The organism is Verrucomicrobiota bacterium (genome assembly GCA_039027815.1).
In the GTDB taxonomy this organism is placed as follows: Bacteria; Verrucomicrobiota; Verrucomicrobiia; order Verrucomicrobiales; family JBCCJK01; genus JBCCJK01.
In genome coordinates, this window is record JBCCJK010000034.1 from 13,586 (window position 1) to 32,697 (window position 19,112).

Genomic DNA, 19,112 nt, shown 5'->3' on the forward strand with positions numbered 1-19,112 from the left:
CTAGGCCGCTTGCTTGCGGACGACTTTTTCTCCCTTGGTAGCTGGCTTGCTGAGGAACCACTGCCGAATTCTCGCCACCGCCTTGCCGATCCAATTCTGCTTCTCCCCCACCCAGGGGAAGAAGACGCACCGCAGCGCTTGCAGGATCTGGTCGGTGAAAAAACCGGTGAACCCAATCAAGAGAATGACGGCGTAGACAATGTCGAAATTGAAACGGCGGCCCTGGGTATCGATGATTTCCGTCAACCCACTCTTCACTCCCAGAAGCTCGGCAATCACCAGCCAGGTCCAAGCCCAGCCCAGGAGAATGCGGAGATCATTGTAGAGCCGATCGAGAATTCCGGGGATGACCACGCGGAAGATGAGCGATCCGCGTCCCGCTCCCAGCGTTTGGGCCGCGTCCAGCAAGGAGGCATCCAGGGTGCGGGTGGTATTGGCCACCATCAAGATCATCTGCGGCACGGTCCCCAGGAAGACGAGCGTCATCTTGGGAGCTTCATGGCTGCCCAAGAGGAAAACCAAAAGCGTGCCGAAGGCGGGCGCCGGCATGTAGCGAAAGAAATCCACAAAGGGCTCAAAAAGCTTGGAAAAGAAGGCAAAGGTTCCCGCTAACAAGCCAATCGGAATTCCCACCAAACAGGCGATGAGGAAGCCGCCGAAGACAATCGCGAGAGAAGTCTGGTAGCGGGTAAAGAGACTCGAATCCTCGCGGGCGCTCGTCCCTTCGATCAGTTGCTGCGCCGCCAAAAAGACCTCGTGGGGAGCAGGCAGGTAGGAGGGCCGGCCAATGGCTTTCTTGCCGGAGGGGACCAAATGCAAGAGCGGCTCTTTGGGAAAAAGAGAGGACTGGTAGGTCGGACTGGCCGCTGAGAGCACCTCCCAGTTCGCTTGCACGATTTCGAGATTCTCCTGGGAGAGGAAGCGGTTCGGCAGTCTCTTCTCTCCCGTCGCCAAGTCCCGCCAAAGAGCATAAAAACGTTCGTCGGCTGTGTCTTGCTCCTCCGTCATCCAAGCCATTTCCACCGCAATCGGGTGGAGGCGACGAAGCACCTTTTTGTTGGAGCGAGCGCTCAGCCGAATCTCGCTCGGCAGCAGAGAGGTTCCCGCGAGGTAAGCGCGGATCTCCTCGTTTTTATGGCGGACCATCTTTTGGTAGGCTTGAAAGACCTCCTTCTCCATCACATCCCGGCCGGGCCGATAGATGGTCTGAAAGACGTGCGGTTCTTCAGGGGCCGCCGGATTGGCCACTTGCCCGCGAAGATCGGTCGCGATCCGCAGTTCAAAACTGACCGGCCACAAACCAGGGGTGTAGGCAAAAAAGCTCCAGACAGCCAGCGGCAGGAGAAAAGAGGCCCCCATCAAGAGAGTCACTCGGGAGCTGGGGAGACTCCCCCGCACCTTGAACCAAGGCTTGCGGGACTTGGGCGGAGAAGAAGGCATGGCCAAAAAGTTCGAACGAAAAAGAGACTTTTGGAAGGGGGCCTGCCCAGGGGCAGAAAGTGGCGCGCCGCCTTCGGGGCGCGCCACTGAAACGCAAAAGCGCGCGACCTACTCCGCTGCGAACTCAGCGATGAGAGAGGGATCGATGAACGCTTTGTAATCCATGGGCGCTTCATACACGCCATACTTCACATTGAAGTCATCGGAAATCTTGGACGAGCCATAGATAGAGCCGAAACCTTCCGCCTCTTTCCAAATGGGGAGGGCTTCTTCCAAGGTCAGGATGTAAGTGCCATCCAAAAACGGCTCATACTCTTCCGGGGTCACGCTGACTCGCTTGGCTAGGATCTCAAGAGCCTCGTCCAGGTTGTCCTCGTCCTTCATGTATTCGACGATCTTGTACCAAACCCCAATCAGCTTCATCCAAGTTTCCCGGTGCTCTTTGAGCGATTCGGGCGTCACAAACAAGCAATCGTAGATGAGGCCGGGCGCTTCCGCCGAGGAGAAGACCACTTTTGAGCCGGGGACTTCGCGGAGGGCGGTGCCAGAGCTAGGTTGCCAAGCGGCCACCGCTTCGACCGCGCCCGTTTTCAGGACCTGGGGCGTCTGATCGGTGGGCGTGTTCACGATCGTGATGTCCTCTTCGGTCATGCCGTTGTCCTCGAGGGCTTGCAGCACCAGCAGGTGGGTCACAAAGCCTTCTTCCAGCCCGACTTTTTTTCCCTTGAGGCTCGGCACGTCGTCGAAACCCGGTGCCGCGATGAACATGTCATTGCCATTGGAATAATCATTGATGAGAATGCAAATCGACGGTTGATCGACCCCGATCACCAAGGCGTCGCCATTGGTCATGTGACAGCCGTCCAGGTTTCCAGCGGCGAAGGCGTCGAGCGAGCCCACGTAATCCATCCATTCAAACTCCACCTCGATGCCCTCGAGCCATCCCTTTTCGATAGCGATCGACCAAGGCGTCCAGCCGGGCCAGTCACTGTAGGCGATCTTCAGGGGCTCCGCTTGGGCGAGGGAGGCACCAAAAACGACCGCGGAAGCGGCCACGTTCCTTAGCCACTGGGTGGCGGAATGATTCCTTTTCATGGTAGTGCGCGTTGTTGTTGTCCTTGATTTCGATAATACTTTTCTCGTATTTCGTATTAACCGAGGGTCGCAGCATGTGTGCCAAGGCAAAGATCGCGCGGAGGACGCGCGCCTCCGCCGGCGCTCCGCTTTCTCCTCGCCAAAACGGCTTCCCAAGCGAGTGTGCTGCCATGTGGTTTTCAAAAAGGCTCTCATGAATCGACCCACCCCACGAGGCGCTTGGGAGGGACTGCGGAAGAGGGTCGAGTTTCGCTCGGAGGTCTATGCCACGGCTGCGGTGGCGTCCATCGTGGGGCGCTTGGCCACTCGCGCCTTTCGCGCTTTCGGCTGGGAAAAGGCGGCCAAGGCGCAATCGCTCCTGACTTCCGCCACGTCTTTTTGGACCGTTTCCTCGCTGGCCGCGGCCTCCTGGATTCATGATCGCTCACCTCTTCATCGCTGGACTTGGTTGCCCGATGCCCTCGGCCAGCTTCGCCCCACCCGGGCCGCCAATGTGCACGCTGGATTCGATGAAACCAGCACCGCCCTCAAAGAGCACTTGCCTGAGACAGAATGGACGATCTTGGATTTTTTCGACTCCGCAGCCCTCAAGTCGGCCAGTCTCCAAAAGGCACGCCGGCTCTACCCTCCTCCCGAGGAACAAAAGCTCACCCACCTCCACCAATGGCCGATCCGGGACGGCGAGTTCGATGCCGTCTTTTTTCTCCTAAGCGCTCACTACCTGAAGAAACGAGAATCCAGAAGAGCGCTCTTGTCGGAGGCGAAACGTTCTCTCGGCGAGAGCGGGAGGGTCATCCTAGTCGATCACTTGCGGGATGTGGCCAACGGCTTGGCCTTCGGCCCCGGCTGCCTAACTTTTCCTAGAGAAGAGGCGTGGTTGGCAGACTTTGCGGCCGTTGGCTTGGTGGAGCGCCGCTTCTTCCGCCTGACCCCCTTTCTGGGGGTCTTCGTGCTACAAAAAGAGGCGTAAAGAGGCCCTCATTTTTGCCCCCTTTTTTGGTCTTTGTCCGTAGGGTGTGGCATGCCCTCACGTGAAGGCGAGGCCTTCGAAAGACGTCGAAAAAAACTCGCAGCCCCCCTTAAAGATTACCGTCCCGTCCGCCTGGCCGTCTTGCTTGGTTCGCTCCTGGTAGTTCCTGCTTTGGCCCTCGTTCGGATAAAGACTTTCCTCCCCCCGGGGGTGCTGTTGCCTTACTTGGTGTCGGTCAATGGCCTGGGCTTGCTGCTCAACTGGGTGGACAAAACCCGGGCTCAAGCGCGACCAGGGAAGCGCGGTCGCCGGCCGGCCCGCGTGCCCGAGTCCGTTTTGCACACGGTGGAATTGTTGGGCGGGTGGCCCACTGCTTTGGCTACCCAGCAGTTGATCCGTCACAAGACTCGCAAGATCTCTTACCAAGTCGTTCTCTGGGCCATCATCACCCTCTATCTCATTGCGTCGATTGGCTTTCTCCTGCCCAAATCGCTTTGAAAACGGTTCGAACTCGGGCCTCTTAATACCAAGCTGCCGGATAAAGTGGTAGAACGGCCGCGTGAATTTCGGGGCAGACCAAGGCACGACGAGGGCGTGGTGCGGGCACCACAACCGAGGAGCAACGCAGCGCTGGCTCGAAAGACTCCGGCTCTTCCTTCCCCGCGCTTCAGCGCCTCTTCCCCACAACACCTTCCCTCCATTCTACCTGTGAATTCTGGAGCTTGGTATCAATACCCCAGCCAAGGCCCTAACCACCTCTCCGCTTCCTCGAGGGTCTGTCCCTTCCTCTGGGCGTAGTCTTCGACTTGGTCTTTTTGCAGCTCGCTGATGCTGAAGTAGCGGCTCTCGGGATGACTGAAAAAGAGCCCGCTGACCGCCGCGCCAGGGTGCATGGCTTGGCTCTCGGTCAGGGTGACGCCCGTTCGCTCGCTGGCATCCAGTAGCTCGAAAAGGACCGGCTTCTCCGTGTGGTCTGGCTGGGCCGGGTAGCCGGGAGCGGGCCGGATGCCGCGATAGAGTTCTTTGATGAGCTCATTGTTGTTGAATTCATTCGGCCGCTCGTAGCCCCAGGCCACGCGAGCACGGTGGTGGAGCAGCTCCGCGCAAGCCTCCGCACAGCGATCCGCCACCGCCTTGATGAGGATGTTGCGATAGGGATCGTTCTTCTCCTCCCACTCCCGGGCCCACTCATCGGCCCCATGGATGCCCACCACAAAGCCCCCCAGGTAGTCCTGGCGGCCGGATTCCTCTGGAGCCACCAAATCAGCCAGGGCCTGGTGAGGTTTGTCCTTGGTCTTTTTGGCGACCTGTTGGCGCAAGGTGTGAAAGACGGTCCGGACCTCCTGGCGCTTTTCGTCCTGCCACACCACGATGTCGTCCCCGCGGCTATTGGCCGGAAAGAATCCGTAGCAACCGCGTGCCGCGAACTTGTTTTCGGCAATGATTTCTTCCAACAAGTCGAGGGCATCCTCGTAGAGCGAGGCCGCTTGTTCGGCTCCCTCGGCGTTCCTCGTCTTGAGCCGCTTGTTCTCTGGATCCCACACGCCCCGCAACTCCCAACTGTGGAAGAAGGGCGTCCAGTCAATGTAGCGCGCCAGCTCGCGGAGCGATTGCTTTTGAAACTCCCGCACGCCCGTGAACTCCGGGACCGCGATTTCCTGGGTTTTCCAATCGGAGGTCAGGCGATTGGCCCGCGCTTCTGCCAAAGAGACCACCTCTTTCTTCCGCCCCCCGGCGTGAACCCGCCGCAGGGTGGCCTGCTTCTCGGCGTTTTCGGTGATGAATTTTTCCCGGCTCTCGCGCGAGAGGAGCGAGGTCGTGACCGGCACACTCCGGGAGGCGTCCAGCACATGGACGATTGGTTGGCTGTAGTGGGGGGCGATTTTGATGGCGGTGTGGGCGGAACTGGTGGTGGCGCCGCCGATGAGAAGCGGGATTTTGAAGCCGCCCTTCTCCATTTCTTGGGCCACATGGACCATTTCATCGAGCGAGGGCGTGATGAGGCCGGAGAGCCCAATGATATCGGCATCCATTTCCCGCGCTTTCTCGAGGATCTTGTCGCACGAGACCATCACCCCGAGGTCGGTCACCTCGAAGCCATTGCAGGCCAAAACCACTGCCACGATGTTTTTGCCGATGTCGTGGACGTCGCCCTTGACGGTCGCGATGAGAAAACGTCCCGCGGAATCGCGTCGCTCCGCGACCTTGAGGGCCTGTTCTTCGGTCAGCTCCGGTTCCTCCTCCAGGATGGCCGCGATCTGCCCCGAAAGGTTCTCCTTTTTCTCCTCCTCCATGAAAGGCTCGAGGTAGGCGACCGCCTTTTTCATGACCCGGGCGCTTTTCACGACTTGGGGTAGGAACATTTTCCCCTCGCCGAAGAGATCGCCCACGATGCCCATCCCATCCATGAGCGGGCCTTCGATGACGTGGAGCGGCTTGGGGTATTTCTTTCGCGCTTCCTCGGTGTCTTCCTCGATGAATTTATCGAGGCCTTTAAGAAGGGCGTGCTCCAGGCGCTCCTCGACCCCGGCTTCCCGCCAAGTGAGATCCTCCTCTTTCTTCTTCCCACCCTTGCCCTTGTATTCCTCCGCCAGATCGAGGATCCGCTCGGTGGCCTCGGGATCCCGGTTCAGCAAGACGTCTTCCACGGCCCTCAGCAAGTTTTTGGGGATCTCGTCGTAGACCTCGAGCATCCCGGCATTCACGATGCCCATGTCCATGCCCGCATGGCGGGCATGGAAGAGAAAGGCCGAGTGCATGGCTTCGCGAACCGCGTTGTTGCCGCGGAAGGAGAAGGAGATGTTGGAGACCCCCCCGGAGACCTTCGCATGCGGCAGGTGGGTTTTGATCCAGCGGGTGGCCTCGATGAAGTCGACCGCGTAGCTGTTGTGCTCCTCAATGCCAGTCGCGACCGTCAGGATATTCGGATCAAAAATGATGTCCTCGGGCGGAAAGCCCGCTTCGTTCACCAACAGCCGGTAAGCCCGCTCGCAGATGCGAATCTTGTCTTGGTAGGTCGCCGCTTGGCCCTGCTCATCGAAGGCCATCACGACCACGGCCGCCCCGTATCGCCGAATAATGCGGGCCTGATGCAGGAACTCCTCCTCCCCGCCTTTGAGCGAGATGGAATTGACGATTCCCTTGCCTTGGAGGCACTGGAGACCGGCCTCGATGATTTCCCACTTGGAGGAATCCACCATGATAGGCACGGCCGTGATTTCGGGCTCGGCCTGGAGGAGATGGAGGAAGCGACGCATCATGGCCACCCCGTCGATCAATCCGTCATCGAAATTGATATCGATGACGTTGGCTCCATTGACCACCTGCTGGCGAGCCACCTCGACCGCCTCTTCCAGCTTGTTCTCTCTCACCAAGCGAGCGAAACGAGGCGATCCCGCCACGTTGGTGCGTTCCCCGATCATGAGGAAATTTTTCTCCGGGGTATGTCGGTAGAGTTCCGATCCGGAAAGGGTGAGGTAGCGTGGTTCAGGCATGGTTTTCCCCCTAAGAAGGCGAAGGGCGCCAAGAAGCATGATGGAGCGCGAGCCTTCCGAGGCCGTCTTTCCTAAGCTTCACGGTGAAGTTCAAGAGAAAGCCGAGCGTCATCCCGGAAAGCCTGAGGCGGGTCTGCGACTGGGCTCGATGAACCGACACCGCTCCCTCTACGATTCGCTTGGCAGACTCTTCGCAATCCTTCAAAATCTTGGCGGGCTGAGCGTTCTTAGCGGTGAAACTTTCGGGGGGCGACGTGTTCCACCGCCTTGGCAATTTCCGCTACGTGCTCGGGAGTATTCCCGCAGCATCCTCCTGCCAGATTCAGTAGGCCCTCCCTCGCGAATTCGCCCAAATAGTCCTTCATGTGAGAGGGCTCGAGGTCGAAACCCGTGGGCGCGAGCGGATTGGGCAAGCCCGCATTAGGATAACAAGAGACCGCCGCCCCCGCTTCCGCCGCGAGCGTTTCCAGGTGCGGCTTCATGAGGTCGGGACCGAGGGAACAATTCAACCCGATCGCCAAAGGCTGGAGATGAGAAAAGGCGTTCCAAAGGGCGTCGACTTTTTGGGCTGAAATCATGGTCTCGCCTCCCCGACCGACCGCCGCCGAGATGATGATCGGCCATTCCCGCCCTTTTTCCTCAAACATCTCCCGGAGGGCGACGCAGGCCGCCTTGGCATTGAGCGCGTCGAAGATGGTCTCCACCATTAGGATATCACTCCCGCCTTCCAAGAGCGCTTCCGCTTGCTCGCGGTAAGAGCGTTTCACCTGGTCGAAGGTCACGACCCGGAACCCGGGATCAGAGGCATCGGGCGAGACCGAAAGCGAGACGGTCATGGGCCCAATGGCTCCCGCCACGTAACGTCGCCGCCCGGTGTCGCTTCCGATGTCATCTGCCCACTTGCGACAAAGCTTAGCGGATTCCACATTGATATCTCGTTGGAGGTCCTGAAGCTGCGGATTTTCCAGGACCTCCTTCTCGAAGAACTCCGGATCTTTGCGACCACCCGTCTCCCGAGGATCTTCCACGAAAAACTCACTCTGCGCGATGGTGGTGCCCGAAAAGGTGTTGGTCTCGATGAGATCGGCCCCCGCCTCCAAAAACCGTTTGTGAATGTCTCCAATGACGCCCGGCTGGGTCAGCGACAAGATGTCCCCGTTATTCAGGAGATCCTTCTCGTTCTTGGCAAAGCGCTCTCCGCGGGCCGCTCCTTCGTCCAGCCCATACTCGCGAATGGTCGTTCCCATAGCCCCATCGAGAACCAGAATTCGCTCAGCCAAGCTCTGCTCCAAAGTTTCGAAGGCGGGGCTCTTTTCCATGGTCTTCATCGCTCTTCCCCTAATATCTACATATCTTGATATGTCGATATCTATTTCAGACTGGATACGAAATGCCGCGGAGAAAGGGCTTGCCAGAGTCTCCCGCTTCTGGAGCCTTTCGGGTGTCTGAGACCGTCCCGCTCATTCTGGCCTCCAGTTCGCCGCGCCGGCGCGACCTCTTGGCTGAAGCTGGGCTCTCTTTCGCGGTGCGGGCTTCGGCTGCCGAAGAGCTCCACGATCCCCAGCTCTCGGCCGCGGCTTTGACCGAGGAAAATGCCTTTCGGAAGGCGTCGGCGGTCGCGAGCGAGTTCCCGAGCGCTCTCGTGCTGGGTGCGGATACCTTGGTTTATCTGGATGGGGAGCCCTTTGGCAAGCCGCGCGATTTGGAGGAAGCCTTTTTCATGTTGAGTCGACTGGCCGGACGCACTCATCAAGTCTGCACGGGGGTCTGCCTCTTGGAGAAGGCTTCCGCCAAGCAAAGACGCTTCCACGCTGTGACGGCCGTCACCTTCCGGGCCCTCGATCCGGCCGGGATCGGCGAGTACTTGGCCTCGATCGATCCTCTCGACAAAGCGGGCGGCTACGCGGCCCAAGAACATGGGGAAAAAATCATTGAGCGCCTCGACGGCTCTTGGAGCAATGTCATCGGCCTCCCGATGGAAGCCTTGCAGGCGGAGTTGAAGAATTGGAAGATCTGAAAGAGACTATCTCGAGCGATTCCCCAGGGACTCGCCACCGTTTATGAAAATCATTATCGTGGGGGCGGGCGAAATCGGTCGCCACATGGCAGCGAGTGTCTCGCGGGAAGCACATGACACCGTCGTGATCGATGCCGATGAAGCGCGGGCCACCGAACTGGATGAGTTGCTCGACGCCCGGGTGCTCCAGGGAGATGGCTCCTCGGTCAGCCTGCTTTTGGAGGCAGGCGTGGCCGAATGCGATCTCTTCTTCTCTCTCACCAGCAGCAACAACACCAACCTCGTCTCCAGCTCCATCGCGAAAAAGCTGGGCGCCAAGAAGGTCATTTGCCGGGTCCATGCCAGCATCCAGCGAGAGGAGTGGCTCTTCGACCACCGAGGGCATTTCGGTATCGATTACATTTTCAGCCCGGAAAGGCTGGCCTCGGTCGAGCTTGCCAAATTCATCCGCAATCCTGATTCCATCATGGTGGAGGAGCTGGCTCGCGGCCGCATCGAGCTCCAGCAAGTCCGGCTCCCGATGGAGAACCCCTTGGAAGGCAAAACACTCCGAGAGCTGAAATTGCCCGATCGAGTCCGCATCGGCGCCATTGCCCGCCAAGGCACCCACATCATCCCGACGGCCAACGAGAAAGTCCTCGGAGGCGATATGGTCATCTTTTTTGGGGAACCGCGCAAGCTGCGCGAAACGCTCGACAAGCTCTTGAAAAACAATCGCCGCCAAGAGCAGCCCCGGGTCGTGATCCTCGGGGGAGGAGAGTATGGCTTCGCCCTCGCCCAAATGCTGGAAGCCTCTCACTTCCGCGTGCGGATTTTCGAGGTCGATCGCGAGCGCGCGGAGGAATTGGCCAATCGCTTGGAAAAAGCCGTCATCATCAACGCCGACGCCACTTCGGTCAATGAACTCAAAGAAGAGCAGGTCGGCGAGGCCGAGTTCTTCGTGGCCGCCACCAGCAGCGATGAGGACAATGTCATGACCTGCTTGCAAGCCCACAATCTCGGAACCCACAGCTGCCTCAGTCTCATTCATCGGGCGGACTACGCCGACGCCATCAGCTCCTTCGGCAGCAAGTTTGGGGTGGTGGCTGCGGTCAGCCCACGGGAAGCGGTTCGCCGCGAATTGACGCGCTTCATCACTTCGGATTCCTTCCATCTCGTCCGAAAATTTGGCGAGGTCGAAGTCATCGAAACCACCGTGCCCGAGGGCTCCGGCATCGTGGGCCTCTCTCTCCAGGAAATCGAATGGCCCGAAGAGAGCGTCATCATCGCTCGCATTCACTCCATCCACGCCACCGTCCCTTCCGCCACCGACACCGTCGAGCCGGGCGACAATCTCTTCGCCATGGTTTCCGCCCAGACTCGCAAGCCTTTCCTGAAGCTGGTTCACGGCTGAATCCTTTCTGACTCCGTGAACTTCCGCCTCCTTTCCAAGATCTTCGGATCGCTCGTCCTCTTGCTGGCGGTGGCCATGGCGGCCTGTGGCGGCTTTGCCCTCTTCGAGGAAGCCACCACCGGCGAGTCCTCGGGCGCCCGCGCCCTTTGGCTTTCGACCGGGATGACCGCCCTGCTGGGAGGGGCCCTCCTGGCGATTGGCTGGAAAACCAAGACCGACATTCTTCGCAAGGAAGCCATCGTGGTGGTCGGCTTGGGCTGGGTCATCAGTGGCCTGGTCGGCATGCTGCCCTACACCCTGTGCGAGCCGAGTCTCAACTTCGATGAAGCGCTCTTCGAGTCCGTCTCCGGCTTCACCACCACGGGATCGACTGTCATCCAGGATCTCGACCGCATGCCTCGCTCCATTCTCCTCTGGCGATCGATCAGCCAGTGGCTGGGCGGGGCCGGGATCTTGGTGCTTTTCGTGGCGCTCCTTTCCTACGTCGGGGTAGGGGCCAAGTCTCTCATGCGACATGAATCATCCCTCCGCCAAGGGGAGGGCTCGAACACCCGCGTGCTCCAAACCGCCCGGCAGCTTTGGGTCATTTACCTCGTGATGACTGCCCTCTGCATCCTCGGGCTGTTGGCACTGGGAATGAACCTCTACGACGCCGTCAATCACGGTATGTGCACGGTCGCGACCGGGGGCTTCAGTCCCTACAATGAAAGCATCGGCTACTTCCGCAGCACCCCGATCGAGCTCTTCGTGATGGTCATGATGCTGCTCTGCGGCACCAATTTTCTCGTGCTCTCAGCACTCTACCGGCGGCAATGGAAACGGCTCCGGGTGGAGGAGGAAAGCCGCCTTTTTTACGGGATGTTTTTCATCGCTGTCCTCTCCATCGGCCTCAATCTGACCGCGGAAACCGGGCTGTATGAAGACGCCAGTTCCGCTTTTCTCGACGCCTCCTTCGCGGTCGCCAGCATCATCACCTCCAGCGGATTCACCAGCAACTGGCGGGTGGCCGAGGTCCTGCCCGAAGGCTACGAGCAATGGCCCGGCTTTTCGGTCGCCATGCTGCTGGTGCTGATGGCGATGGGCGGCTGCGCCGGATCGACCGCCGGCGGCCTCAAGGTCAGTCGCTTCCTTCTTTTCCTGAAAATGGGGGCCCAGGAAATCATCGGCGCTTTTCGCCCTCGAAAAACCGTCGTCATCAAAATGAACGGCATGCCGGCCGAGGACTCCGCCCGAAGCGCGGCCCTCATCATGGGGCTCTTCACCGTGACCCTTGGGATCGGCACCCTCGTGATCAGCCTCATCGAACCCCACCTCGATCTCCAAACTTGTTACTCCTGCGCCTTTGCCACCCTTTTCAACATTGGCCCGGGACTGGGCGAGGTCGGCCCCACCGACAACTTCGCTCATCTCAAAGCCGGCACGCTGCTGCTCCTAAGTCTCTTGATGGTCCTGGGTCGCTTGGAGTTACTCGCGATTTTTGTGCTTTTCGTGCCTTCGCTCTGGCGAAAATACTGAAACCCCGTTCCCAGAACCAGGCGCACACTTCAGAAGCTCTTTCCCCGATCCCTGCACCTTTGATTCGACCCAGGGAATGGGAAGGGTGCTCTCCGATCGAGAGCCCCACTCAAAGCGAAACGAGAGAATCTCGCTCAGTAACGCTCGTACGACTCAGGACTGAAGGACCTAAAACGAGGATCCACGGCCGGTCCGCGCTGGCCTTGATTGCTCCAGCTGAGTTGGCTCTTTTCAGACAAGGGCCCCTGCGGCTTTTTCGTGGTGGTGCAACTGGACAAGCCAAGCACTCCCAAACCAGCCAAGGAGGCGAAAAGAATCGGCTTTTTCATGGCGTCAACGTAGGGGCTTTCCGGCGATGATCAAGAGCGCTCCTCGATGACTTGGTCTCCCGGAGTGAGGGAACCACGCAGACTCCCTTCGATGACATCGGCGACTGAGGTATTGTCCTCGATCGTGGTCACGTTCAGCTTGGCGATGAGGGTGCCATTGCGCATGACCAAAAGCGGCACATCGCCCGAGACGCCTTGCCGTTTCCCGGCATTGATGACCACATACCCCCACTCGGAGTTGACGGCGGTCACGATGGCTTCCAGTTGCTCGATATTGCGGCGGCGCCAGTCACGGTCTTCCTGGCGGACGTTGGAAAGCGTGCGCTCCGTCTGCTCGACCGCTTCTGAAGCCTGGACCACGCTTCGCTCTAGGGCAGCTGACTCGCTCTGGAGCTGGTCCCGCTGGGCTTCGAGCGCATCCAGCTTGGCGCGGAAGTTCTCCGGCGTGACGCCCTCGCCAAACCTGTCTTGGAGTTCTTGGAAAACTTTTTCGAACTCGGCAATTTTCGCTTTCGTCACCTTGAGGTCACGCTCCAGCTCGCCGACCGAAGCCTGCCCTTCCCGGATGTCGTTTTGGGCGAAGTCGAGCTTGGTGGCCAACTCCGTCCGCTCGTTGGTCAGTTTTTTGTATTGGGCCACCAAGGGTGCGTCTTCCATTTGACTCGGCTCCCAGGTATCGAAGTCCGGGTTGCGACCGAACCAACTCGAGGTTTGCAGCTCATTGAAAAAGCGAGGCATGGCCCCGTCTTTCAAGGCGCTGGTGGCGGCCGCGTAGGGAGAATTTCGATCTTCCCCGACCAGCTCACTCATTTCATCGCGGATTTTGCGATCCGTCATGCCCACCGTCTGAATGACGCCTTCTTTCTCCTCCTGCGTTTCCACAAAGGTGCTGTAGTTGGTGTAGCCGAAGTAACCGGCCGCACCGAGGATGATGGCGGTAAGAAATAGGAGGCCTGCTTTCATGGGATCAATTCAAGGGGGTGGGAGGTCAGGAAAGGTGCGAGTCAGAAGTCGAAAAGATCGTCCGCAAAAGGATCGGCCGGGGCTTCTTCGGCGGCTGGCTCTTCTTCCATGATTTCCTCCACCGGCGGGGTCACCACGGTGGGGAGGGGACTGGGAGCTTCCTCGGAAACTTCTGGGAGGGCCGGCGCCTCGTGCACGGCGACGTCGCCCACCGAGATGATGCCGAAGCTCTCGGTGACGGTGGCGGCTGAAATATTTGGTTCGATGGAGGTCACGACCGCCCGAGCGATGAGCGAGGTGCCCCGGCGGATTTCAAACTCGGCTTTGGGAACGACTCCCCGGCGATCCCCCGCATTCAGAATCAAGTAACCCCACTCTGGATCGACCGAGCGGACGGTCGTGCTAAGGCCTCCGTCGACGAAGCCCCGCTTCTTCATACTAATGGTGGCACGCGTCTCATCGAGCGTCTGGGAGACACTGGCCTGGCGGCGTTGAGTGAACTCGAGATTGCGCTTGGCGTCTGCGATTTCCGACTTCAGCAGCTCGATCTCGCTGCTGACAGCCTGCATCTCCTGATCCACTTCGCCGATGCTCCCGATGTCCTCGATGTCCTTCTCAAGCTTGCCGAGATTGGTTTCGGCCTCGGTCTTCTCTCCTTCGAGTGCCGCTTGGGTGCTTTTCAACGCCTCCGCCTCGGCCGTGGCCTTGGCCAAGTCTTCGGTGGTGGTGGCGACTTCCACCGTCAATTCTTCCACCTCTTCTTTCACCGCCACGATCTGCTCCTTGACCTCCTGCAGGTCGGCCTGCTTCTCCTTCAGAAGATTTTGCTGAGAGGCGAGCGCCGAGGTCTCTTCGTCGAGGAAACCTTTGTTGAGGTAACTTAGGATGGCGGCTGCCACCACGAAAATGGTGGCCAGAATGGTTAGAATTTTCGGTGCCATGGGATGGGGTTGTCGCTGGGTCGGAACGGATCTTCCAACGAGTTGCTACAGTTTTCGCGCTGGGGAGGCAACCCTTAATTTTTTTGGGCCGAGAGAAAAGCAAGCGGTCTTTACCCGGCTGGCTGCCCGGAAAGGAAAAGCGAAGAACCAATTCGCCCTTGTCACCCCCTCAGAAATAGGCATCCTTCTCTTCCGCTGTCAGGGGCCATGGAGACTCGACTCGCGAACCCCGCCAGGGCCGGAAGGCAGCAACGGTAGTGTGCTCTTTTCTGCCGTGGTTCCCTGACAGCACTCTTCATTCGACCAAGAATTGGGTTGTGGGCAGCGGCCGCCCCCTTGGTTCCGGGGCGGGGAGAAACTCGGCAAAGCGCTCTTGCCGCCATTCGTCCAGGAAAGACCGCAAGCCCCTCCGGTAGGGATCCCGCGGGAGGGAGGCATAGCCCGCCCCATGTAAACGCTCAGCGCCCCGTCGCAACTCGAAGTGCAGGTGAGCCAAGTAAAGACCATCCGCCGTGCCGATCGAGCCCAAGCGCTGGCCCCGAACGAGAAACGAGCCCACCGAGACCGCTACGCTTTCCAAATGCGCATAGAAGCTCGTCCAAAGCTCCCCGGTAGCCAAACGATGTCCCACCACGACCACTTTGCCCCAGCCCGCGCTCGGCGTGCCGGTGTAGAGCACGCGACCCGCCGCAATGCTCCGCACGGGATCGCCGGCGTCCGTGTTGCCCCCGCCGATTCCGTTCCAGTCGTCTCCCAAATGGTAGCCACCACGGCTGCCGTTCCAGTCTAGAAAAGGCTGGGCATTGTAGGCCAGCCCCCCCTGCCGGGCCCCCAGCGGAAACTCAAACACCCGCGCCTCGGGCAAGCTCATCCGTTCCCAGGGGGAGGCCAGAAACTGCTCGGCTACCACTCGATGTTTGGGCGCCTCCGGCCGAGCTGGTGGGCGGCGCTCGCCCTGCCACCAGAGGCCTCCGGCAAGGGCCAACACCGCCCCGCCGTAGAGAAACCAATTGAACCAGCGCATCCCCTTCTCCTCCACCAAAAGCCGCCGCCCGCAAGCGCCACGTTGACGCGAGCCCCCGCAACCCGTAGATTACAAATCACCAGTGGCAGCCCCCTCCGACATTCACGACCGCATTGAAGAGTTCCTCCAACGCAAGGGACTCCGCCGCACGCCCCAGCGAAAAGTCATCATCGACGCCGCCTTCCAATCGAACGAACACTTCACCGCGGAAGAACTCTGGACGCGGGCTCGCAAAATCGACCCCGCCACCAGCCGAGCGACCCTCTACCGCACCCTCAATCTCTTGGTGGAAAGCGGCGTTCTCCGGGAAATCGAACTCGGACGCGACGAAAAAACCTACGACCCCAACTTCCACAACAGCCCGGACCACGGCCACCTGATCTGCATCGACTGCGGCAAAGTCCTCGAATTCGAGGACAACCACATTCAACTCTTGCAGGAATGCATCACCCGCCGCCTGGGCTTCCAGCCCGCCAAAAGTGCCCTGCGAATCGAAGCCTGTTGCGATCAACTGCGCGACAAAGGCTTGTGCGAAAATCTCATCGACGCGCGGCTAAACAAAAAAGCTTGAAAGGGCCGGGCGAGCGGGCCAGCTGACCAAAACGATGTGGAAAGGACGTTTCGCCCAGCCAACCGCCGACCTCGTGCAACAGCTTGGCGAATCGGTCAGCTTTGATTGGCGACTTTATCAGCACGACATCGCCGGCTCCCTCGCCCACGCTCGGGCCCAGTGGCAGGCTGGGCTTTTGCGCGAGGAGGAATTCTCGCAAATAGAGCAAGGTCTTCACGACATCGAAGCCGAAATCCAGTCTGGCCAATTCCAGTTCGACCCCTCGCTCGAGGACATCCACATGAACATCGAGGCCGAGCTCACCCGCCGCATCGGCCCAGTCGGCGCCAAGCTCCACACCGCTCGTTCTCGCAATGACCAAGTCGCCACCGACACCCGGCTCTACTGCCGGGCCGAAATCGACGTCTTGGCGGCGGGCCTTCGCGATCTCCAACAGTCCCTCTTGGACCAAGCCCAAGCCCACGCCGCGACCGTCCTGCCAGCCTACACCCACCTCCAACGCGGCCAACCCGTCACCGTGGGCCACCACCTTCTGGCTTACGTCGAAATGCTCGACCGGGATTTCGACCGCCTGCAAGACTGCCGCAGCCGCCTGAATATCTCCCCCCTCGGCTCAGGGGCCTTGGCCGGGTCCACCATCAATCTTGATCGGCAAGCCATGGCCGCCGAACTTGGCTTCCGCGATGTCACCCACAACTCCATGGACGCGGTGGCCGACCGGGACTACATCGCCGAACTGCTCTTCGCCATCAGCCTCTGCGGCGTCCACCTCTCCCGGCTCTCGGAAGACCTCATCCTGTGGTGCTCGGCCGAATTTGGATTCGCCACCTTCTCGGACGCCCACACCACCGGCTCCTCCCTCATGCCCCAAAAGAAGAATCCCGACGTCTCCGAACTCACTCGCGGAAAAACCGGTCGCCTGGTCGGCAATCTCGTCACCTTGCTGACCACCTTGAAAGGGCTGCCCCTGACCTACAATCGCGACCTCCAAGAAGACAAAGAACCCCTCTTCGACTCCATCGACACGCTCAAGCTCAGCCTGGCCGTCAATGCTGAAATGATCGCCGGCATGGAGATCCAGATCGAGCGCTGCCAGGCCGCCGCCAGCGATCCACTTCTACTGGCGACCGACCTCGCCGATTGGCTCGTGCTCGAAGGCATCCCCTTCCGCCGCGCTCACGAACTGGTTGGCCAAGCGGTGGCGGAATCCGTCGCCAGCGGCACCCCCCTGGACCAACTCGACCTCAGCCAAATCGACCCCGCCTTCACCAGCCAGGCTCACGAAGTCTTCTCACTGGAAAGGGCCCTCGCCGCCCGCCGCAACCCTGGCTCTCCCAGCCCAGACAACGTGCGAGCCGAAATCGAAAAGCGAAAAAACCCAGCCCCCACCCCGCCTCCCCTCTCCGAGGACGCAAGGTAGCCCCACGCCTCTCGCGGCCTCCCGAGCGACTCCTTCCTCCAAAAAACCGCATCCCCACCAGCAAGCGTCAGGAAAATTCAGCACTTCCACGAGAAGACCGCGGAATGCTCCGGGCCAACCCCTCTCGGCCGTTCACCCCGTCTCCATTTCATCCTAACAGCGCGGAGCTAGATCCAAAAATGGTGACCCGACCACAAAGCAGCAATTGAGACCTAGTCTCACAAACGCAAATAATTTAAATTAAATATTGCGATTGATTTGCGTTAGTCCATGGTGGTGGGCTATGACATCTCACGCTCTCGTTCTCTCCGCAGCGCTCCTCCTCCTCTTGCCCAGCAGCCCGACAGCCCGGGCCCAAGAGCCCGGCGACACCCAAAGTCTCCTGCTCACCAGTCCCGAAAACTTCTTCCGCAATCTCCAGTCGGGAGAGGGCTCCCTGGACGGGCTCGGCTACCTCTATCCCCACTTCCACGTCTTTGGGGTCTACACGGAAGCCACCACCGACATTTCCTCCCTGGCCGTAGGAGATCACGACCCTCAGAGCGACCTCACCCTCCAGGGCATCGAACCAGGGATCTCCCTTCGCGCCGGTTGGCTGCAAGGCTTCGCCAACGCCACCGGAACCACCGATGCCGATGGCCACTTCAGCCTCAACCTGGAAGAAGCTTTCTTGAAACTCATCGACTTGCCACTCGGCCTCGAACTGCGGGGCGGGCAATATCTCAATCGCTTCGGCTTCCACAACACCCTCCACAATCACGGCTGGGACTACCTGAATCAGAACCTGGTGAATAGTCGCTTCCTCAACGAAGGCGAACTCACCACCCTCGGCGGAGAAATCTCTTGGAACGCCCCCCTCCCCTTCTTTCAAACCTCCCTCCTCTCCGTCTCGGTAGGCGAAATCCAGAGCCACGATCACGCCCACGGCGAAGAAGAACACGGTGAGGAAGCCGAATTCGAAGGAGAAGGGGCCAATCTCCAAGACATCGCCGTGACCGCCTCCTGGCTAAACCAATATGACCTCAATGACCGTCACCGGCTCGTGGGGCTCGTCTCGGGCGCTTGGGGCGACAATGAATTCGGGGGCACCTCCCAAGTCTACGGAATCGGCCTCGAATACCTCTGGCGGGAAAACGGCTACAGCCCTGGGGGCCAGGCCCTACGCTGGCGAAACGAACTGCTCTATCGTCACTTCGAAGCCGTCTCCGGACACCTTCACGGAGACGAAGAGCACGAAGAAGAGGATCATCATGACGATCACGACGACGATCACCACGAAGAAGAAGAAACACGCCAAGCGGACCTTGACGAAATCGGCCTTTACTCCAGTCTCGTCTACAGCCTCGATGACCGAATCGACCTCGGCCTCCGGGGCGGCTGGGTCTCCGGCATCAGCGAAGCGGGGCTCGACGACCGCTTCCGGCTCTCCCCCATGATCACCTTCTACTCCGACCCCGCCCGCACCTTCCAAGCCCGCCTCCAATACAACTATGACTACTCAGACGACTTCGGAAGCGAGCACTCCATCGGCCTGCAAATCGGCATCAACCTCGGCGGCCCCGAAGTCCGCTAAAACCCGGACCCTCCCCCGCTCCCACCCCGCGTCTCTGCGGCCTCCTGCGCCACACCCTTCCTCCAAAAAAACCGAAACCGACCGCCCCCTCCCCCAGCTTCCTCCGCACAGGTCATCCTGCCCCTCGCCCTCACCCACCGAAACAAATCTCCCCTCCTCTGGCGCAAAGGGCTGACCAAACGTAGACTCTCTCCATGAACTCCACCCCTCGGAAGCCGCCCGTCTTATACCAAGCTGCAGAATTGGCTGGTAGAATGGCCGAGTGGATTTCGGGCCAGACCAAGGCGCGACGAGGGCGCGGTACAGGCACCCTAACCGAGGAGCAACGCAGGGCTGGCTCGAAAGACTCCGGCTCTTCCTTCCCCGC

15 protein-coding genes and 1 other RNA gene are annotated in these 19,112 nt (G+C 59.9%); 9 read left to right on the plus strand and 7 right to left on the minus strand.

All coding sequences use genetic code 11. The features are described 5' to 3' along the window. Both AAF555_09590 and AAF555_09595 read right to left on the minus strand, forming a co-directional pair. Entirely contained in the window at positions 1-1,440 is a 1,440-nt protein-coding gene (locus AAF555_09590; protein MEM6911820.1) for an ABC transporter permease, read from the minus strand. A gap of 108 nt (positions 1,441-1,548) precedes the next feature. Next, positions 1,549-2,535, minus strand: a complete 987-nt coding sequence (locus AAF555_09595; GenBank protein MEM6911821.1) for an ABC transporter substrate-binding protein — start codon at positions 2,533-2,535, stop codon at positions 1,549-1,551. A 193-nt stretch (positions 2,536-2,728) separates the two neighbouring features. Between AAF555_09595 and AAF555_09600 the strand changes: the two genes are divergently transcribed. Then, a complete protein-coding gene (locus AAF555_09600) occupies positions 2,729-3,505 on the plus strand; it encodes a class I SAM-dependent methyltransferase (GenBank protein MEM6911822.1) in 777 nt (258 codons plus the stop codon). A gap of 51 nt (positions 3,506-3,556) precedes the next feature. Further along, positions 3,557-4,003, plus strand: a complete 447-nt coding sequence (locus AAF555_09605) for a DUF1294 domain-containing protein (GenBank protein MEM6911823.1) — start codon at positions 3,557-3,559, stop codon at positions 4,001-4,003. A 230-nt stretch (positions 4,004-4,233) separates the two neighbouring features. Here AAF555_09605 and metH read toward each other — a convergent pair whose 3' ends face one another. Then, positions 4,234-6,999, minus strand: coding sequence for a methionine synthase (gene metH / locus AAF555_09610; protein MEM6911824.1), 2,766 nt, complete (start codon positions 6,997-6,999; stop codon positions 4,234-4,236). 227 nt (positions 7,000-7,226) lie between these two features. Continuing rightward, entirely contained in the window at positions 7,227-8,327 is a 1,101-nt protein-coding gene (locus tag AAF555_09615) for a homocysteine S-methyltransferase family protein (protein MEM6911825.1), read from the minus strand. A 113-nt stretch (positions 8,328-8,440) separates the two neighbouring features. Here AAF555_09615 and AAF555_09620 point away from each other — a divergent pair, with 113 nt between their 5' ends. From AAF555_09620 to AAF555_09630, 3 genes are read left to right on the plus strand one after another with little or no spacing between them, the layout of a single operon-like run. Continuing rightward, on the plus strand, positions 8,441-9,016 hold the full coding sequence (locus AAF555_09620; GenBank protein MEM6911826.1) for a Maf family protein: 576 nt from the start codon (positions 8,441-8,443) through the stop codon (positions 9,014-9,016). Between the two features lie 43 nt (positions 9,017-9,059). Next, entirely contained in the window at positions 9,060-10,409 is a 1,350-nt protein-coding gene (trkA, locus tag AAF555_09625) for a Trk system potassium transporter TrkA (GenBank protein ID MEM6911827.1), read from the plus strand. Positions 10,410-10,424: 15 nt separating this feature from the next. Further along, complete coding sequence (locus tag AAF555_09630) at positions 10,425-11,924, plus strand: TrkH family potassium uptake protein (protein MEM6911828.1); 1,500 nt, start codon at positions 10,425-10,427, stop codon at positions 11,922-11,924. Between the two features lie 359 nt (positions 11,925-12,283). Here the strand turns inward: AAF555_09630 and AAF555_09635 are convergent, their stop codons facing one another. Together AAF555_09635 and AAF555_09640 are read right to left on the minus strand one after the other, a co-directional pair. Then, positions 12,284-13,216 carry a hypothetical protein gene (locus AAF555_09635; protein MEM6911829.1) on the minus strand — a complete coding sequence of 311 codons (933 nt, stop codon included), beginning with the start codon at positions 13,214-13,216 and terminating at the stop codon, positions 12,284-12,286. Between the two features lie 41 nt (positions 13,217-13,257). Further along, the gene (locus AAF555_09640; protein ID MEM6911830.1) at positions 13,258-14,157 is read right to left on the minus strand and encodes a hypothetical protein; all 900 of its coding nucleotides are present in this window, start codon (positions 14,155-14,157) and stop codon (positions 13,258-13,260) included. Positions 14,158-14,353: 196 nt separating this feature from the next. On the opposite strand from AAF555_09640, the gene ffs reads away from it, so the two are divergent. Further along, an RNA gene (ffs, locus tag AAF555_09645) (signal recognition particle sRNA small type) lies at positions 14,354-14,448 on the plus strand. Between the two features lie 4 nt (positions 14,449-14,452). Here ffs and AAF555_09650 read toward each other — a convergent pair. Next, entirely contained in the window at positions 14,453-15,181 is a 729-nt protein-coding gene (locus tag AAF555_09650; protein MEM6911831.1) for a M23 family metallopeptidase, read from the minus strand. A gap of 82 nt (positions 15,182-15,263) precedes the next feature. On the opposite strand from AAF555_09650, the gene AAF555_09655 reads away from it, so the two are divergent. From AAF555_09655 to AAF555_09665, 3 genes are all read left to right on the plus strand, one after another. Then, the gene (locus tag AAF555_09655) at positions 15,264-15,752 is read left to right on the plus strand and encodes a Fur family transcriptional regulator (protein ID MEM6911832.1); all 489 of its coding nucleotides are present in this window, start codon (positions 15,264-15,266) and stop codon (positions 15,750-15,752) included. 34 nt (positions 15,753-15,786) lie between these two features. Then, positions 15,787-17,172: an argininosuccinate lyase gene (argH, locus tag AAF555_09660; GenBank protein MEM6911833.1), complete on the plus strand. Its 1,386-nt coding sequence runs from the start codon at positions 15,787-15,789 to the stop codon at positions 17,170-17,172. Positions 17,173-17,455: 283 nt separating this feature from the next. After that, positions 17,456-18,745, plus strand: a complete 1,290-nt coding sequence (locus tag AAF555_09665) for a hypothetical protein (protein MEM6911834.1) — start codon at positions 17,456-17,458, stop codon at positions 18,743-18,745. The last annotated feature ends 367 nt before the right edge of the window (positions 18,746-19,112 follow it).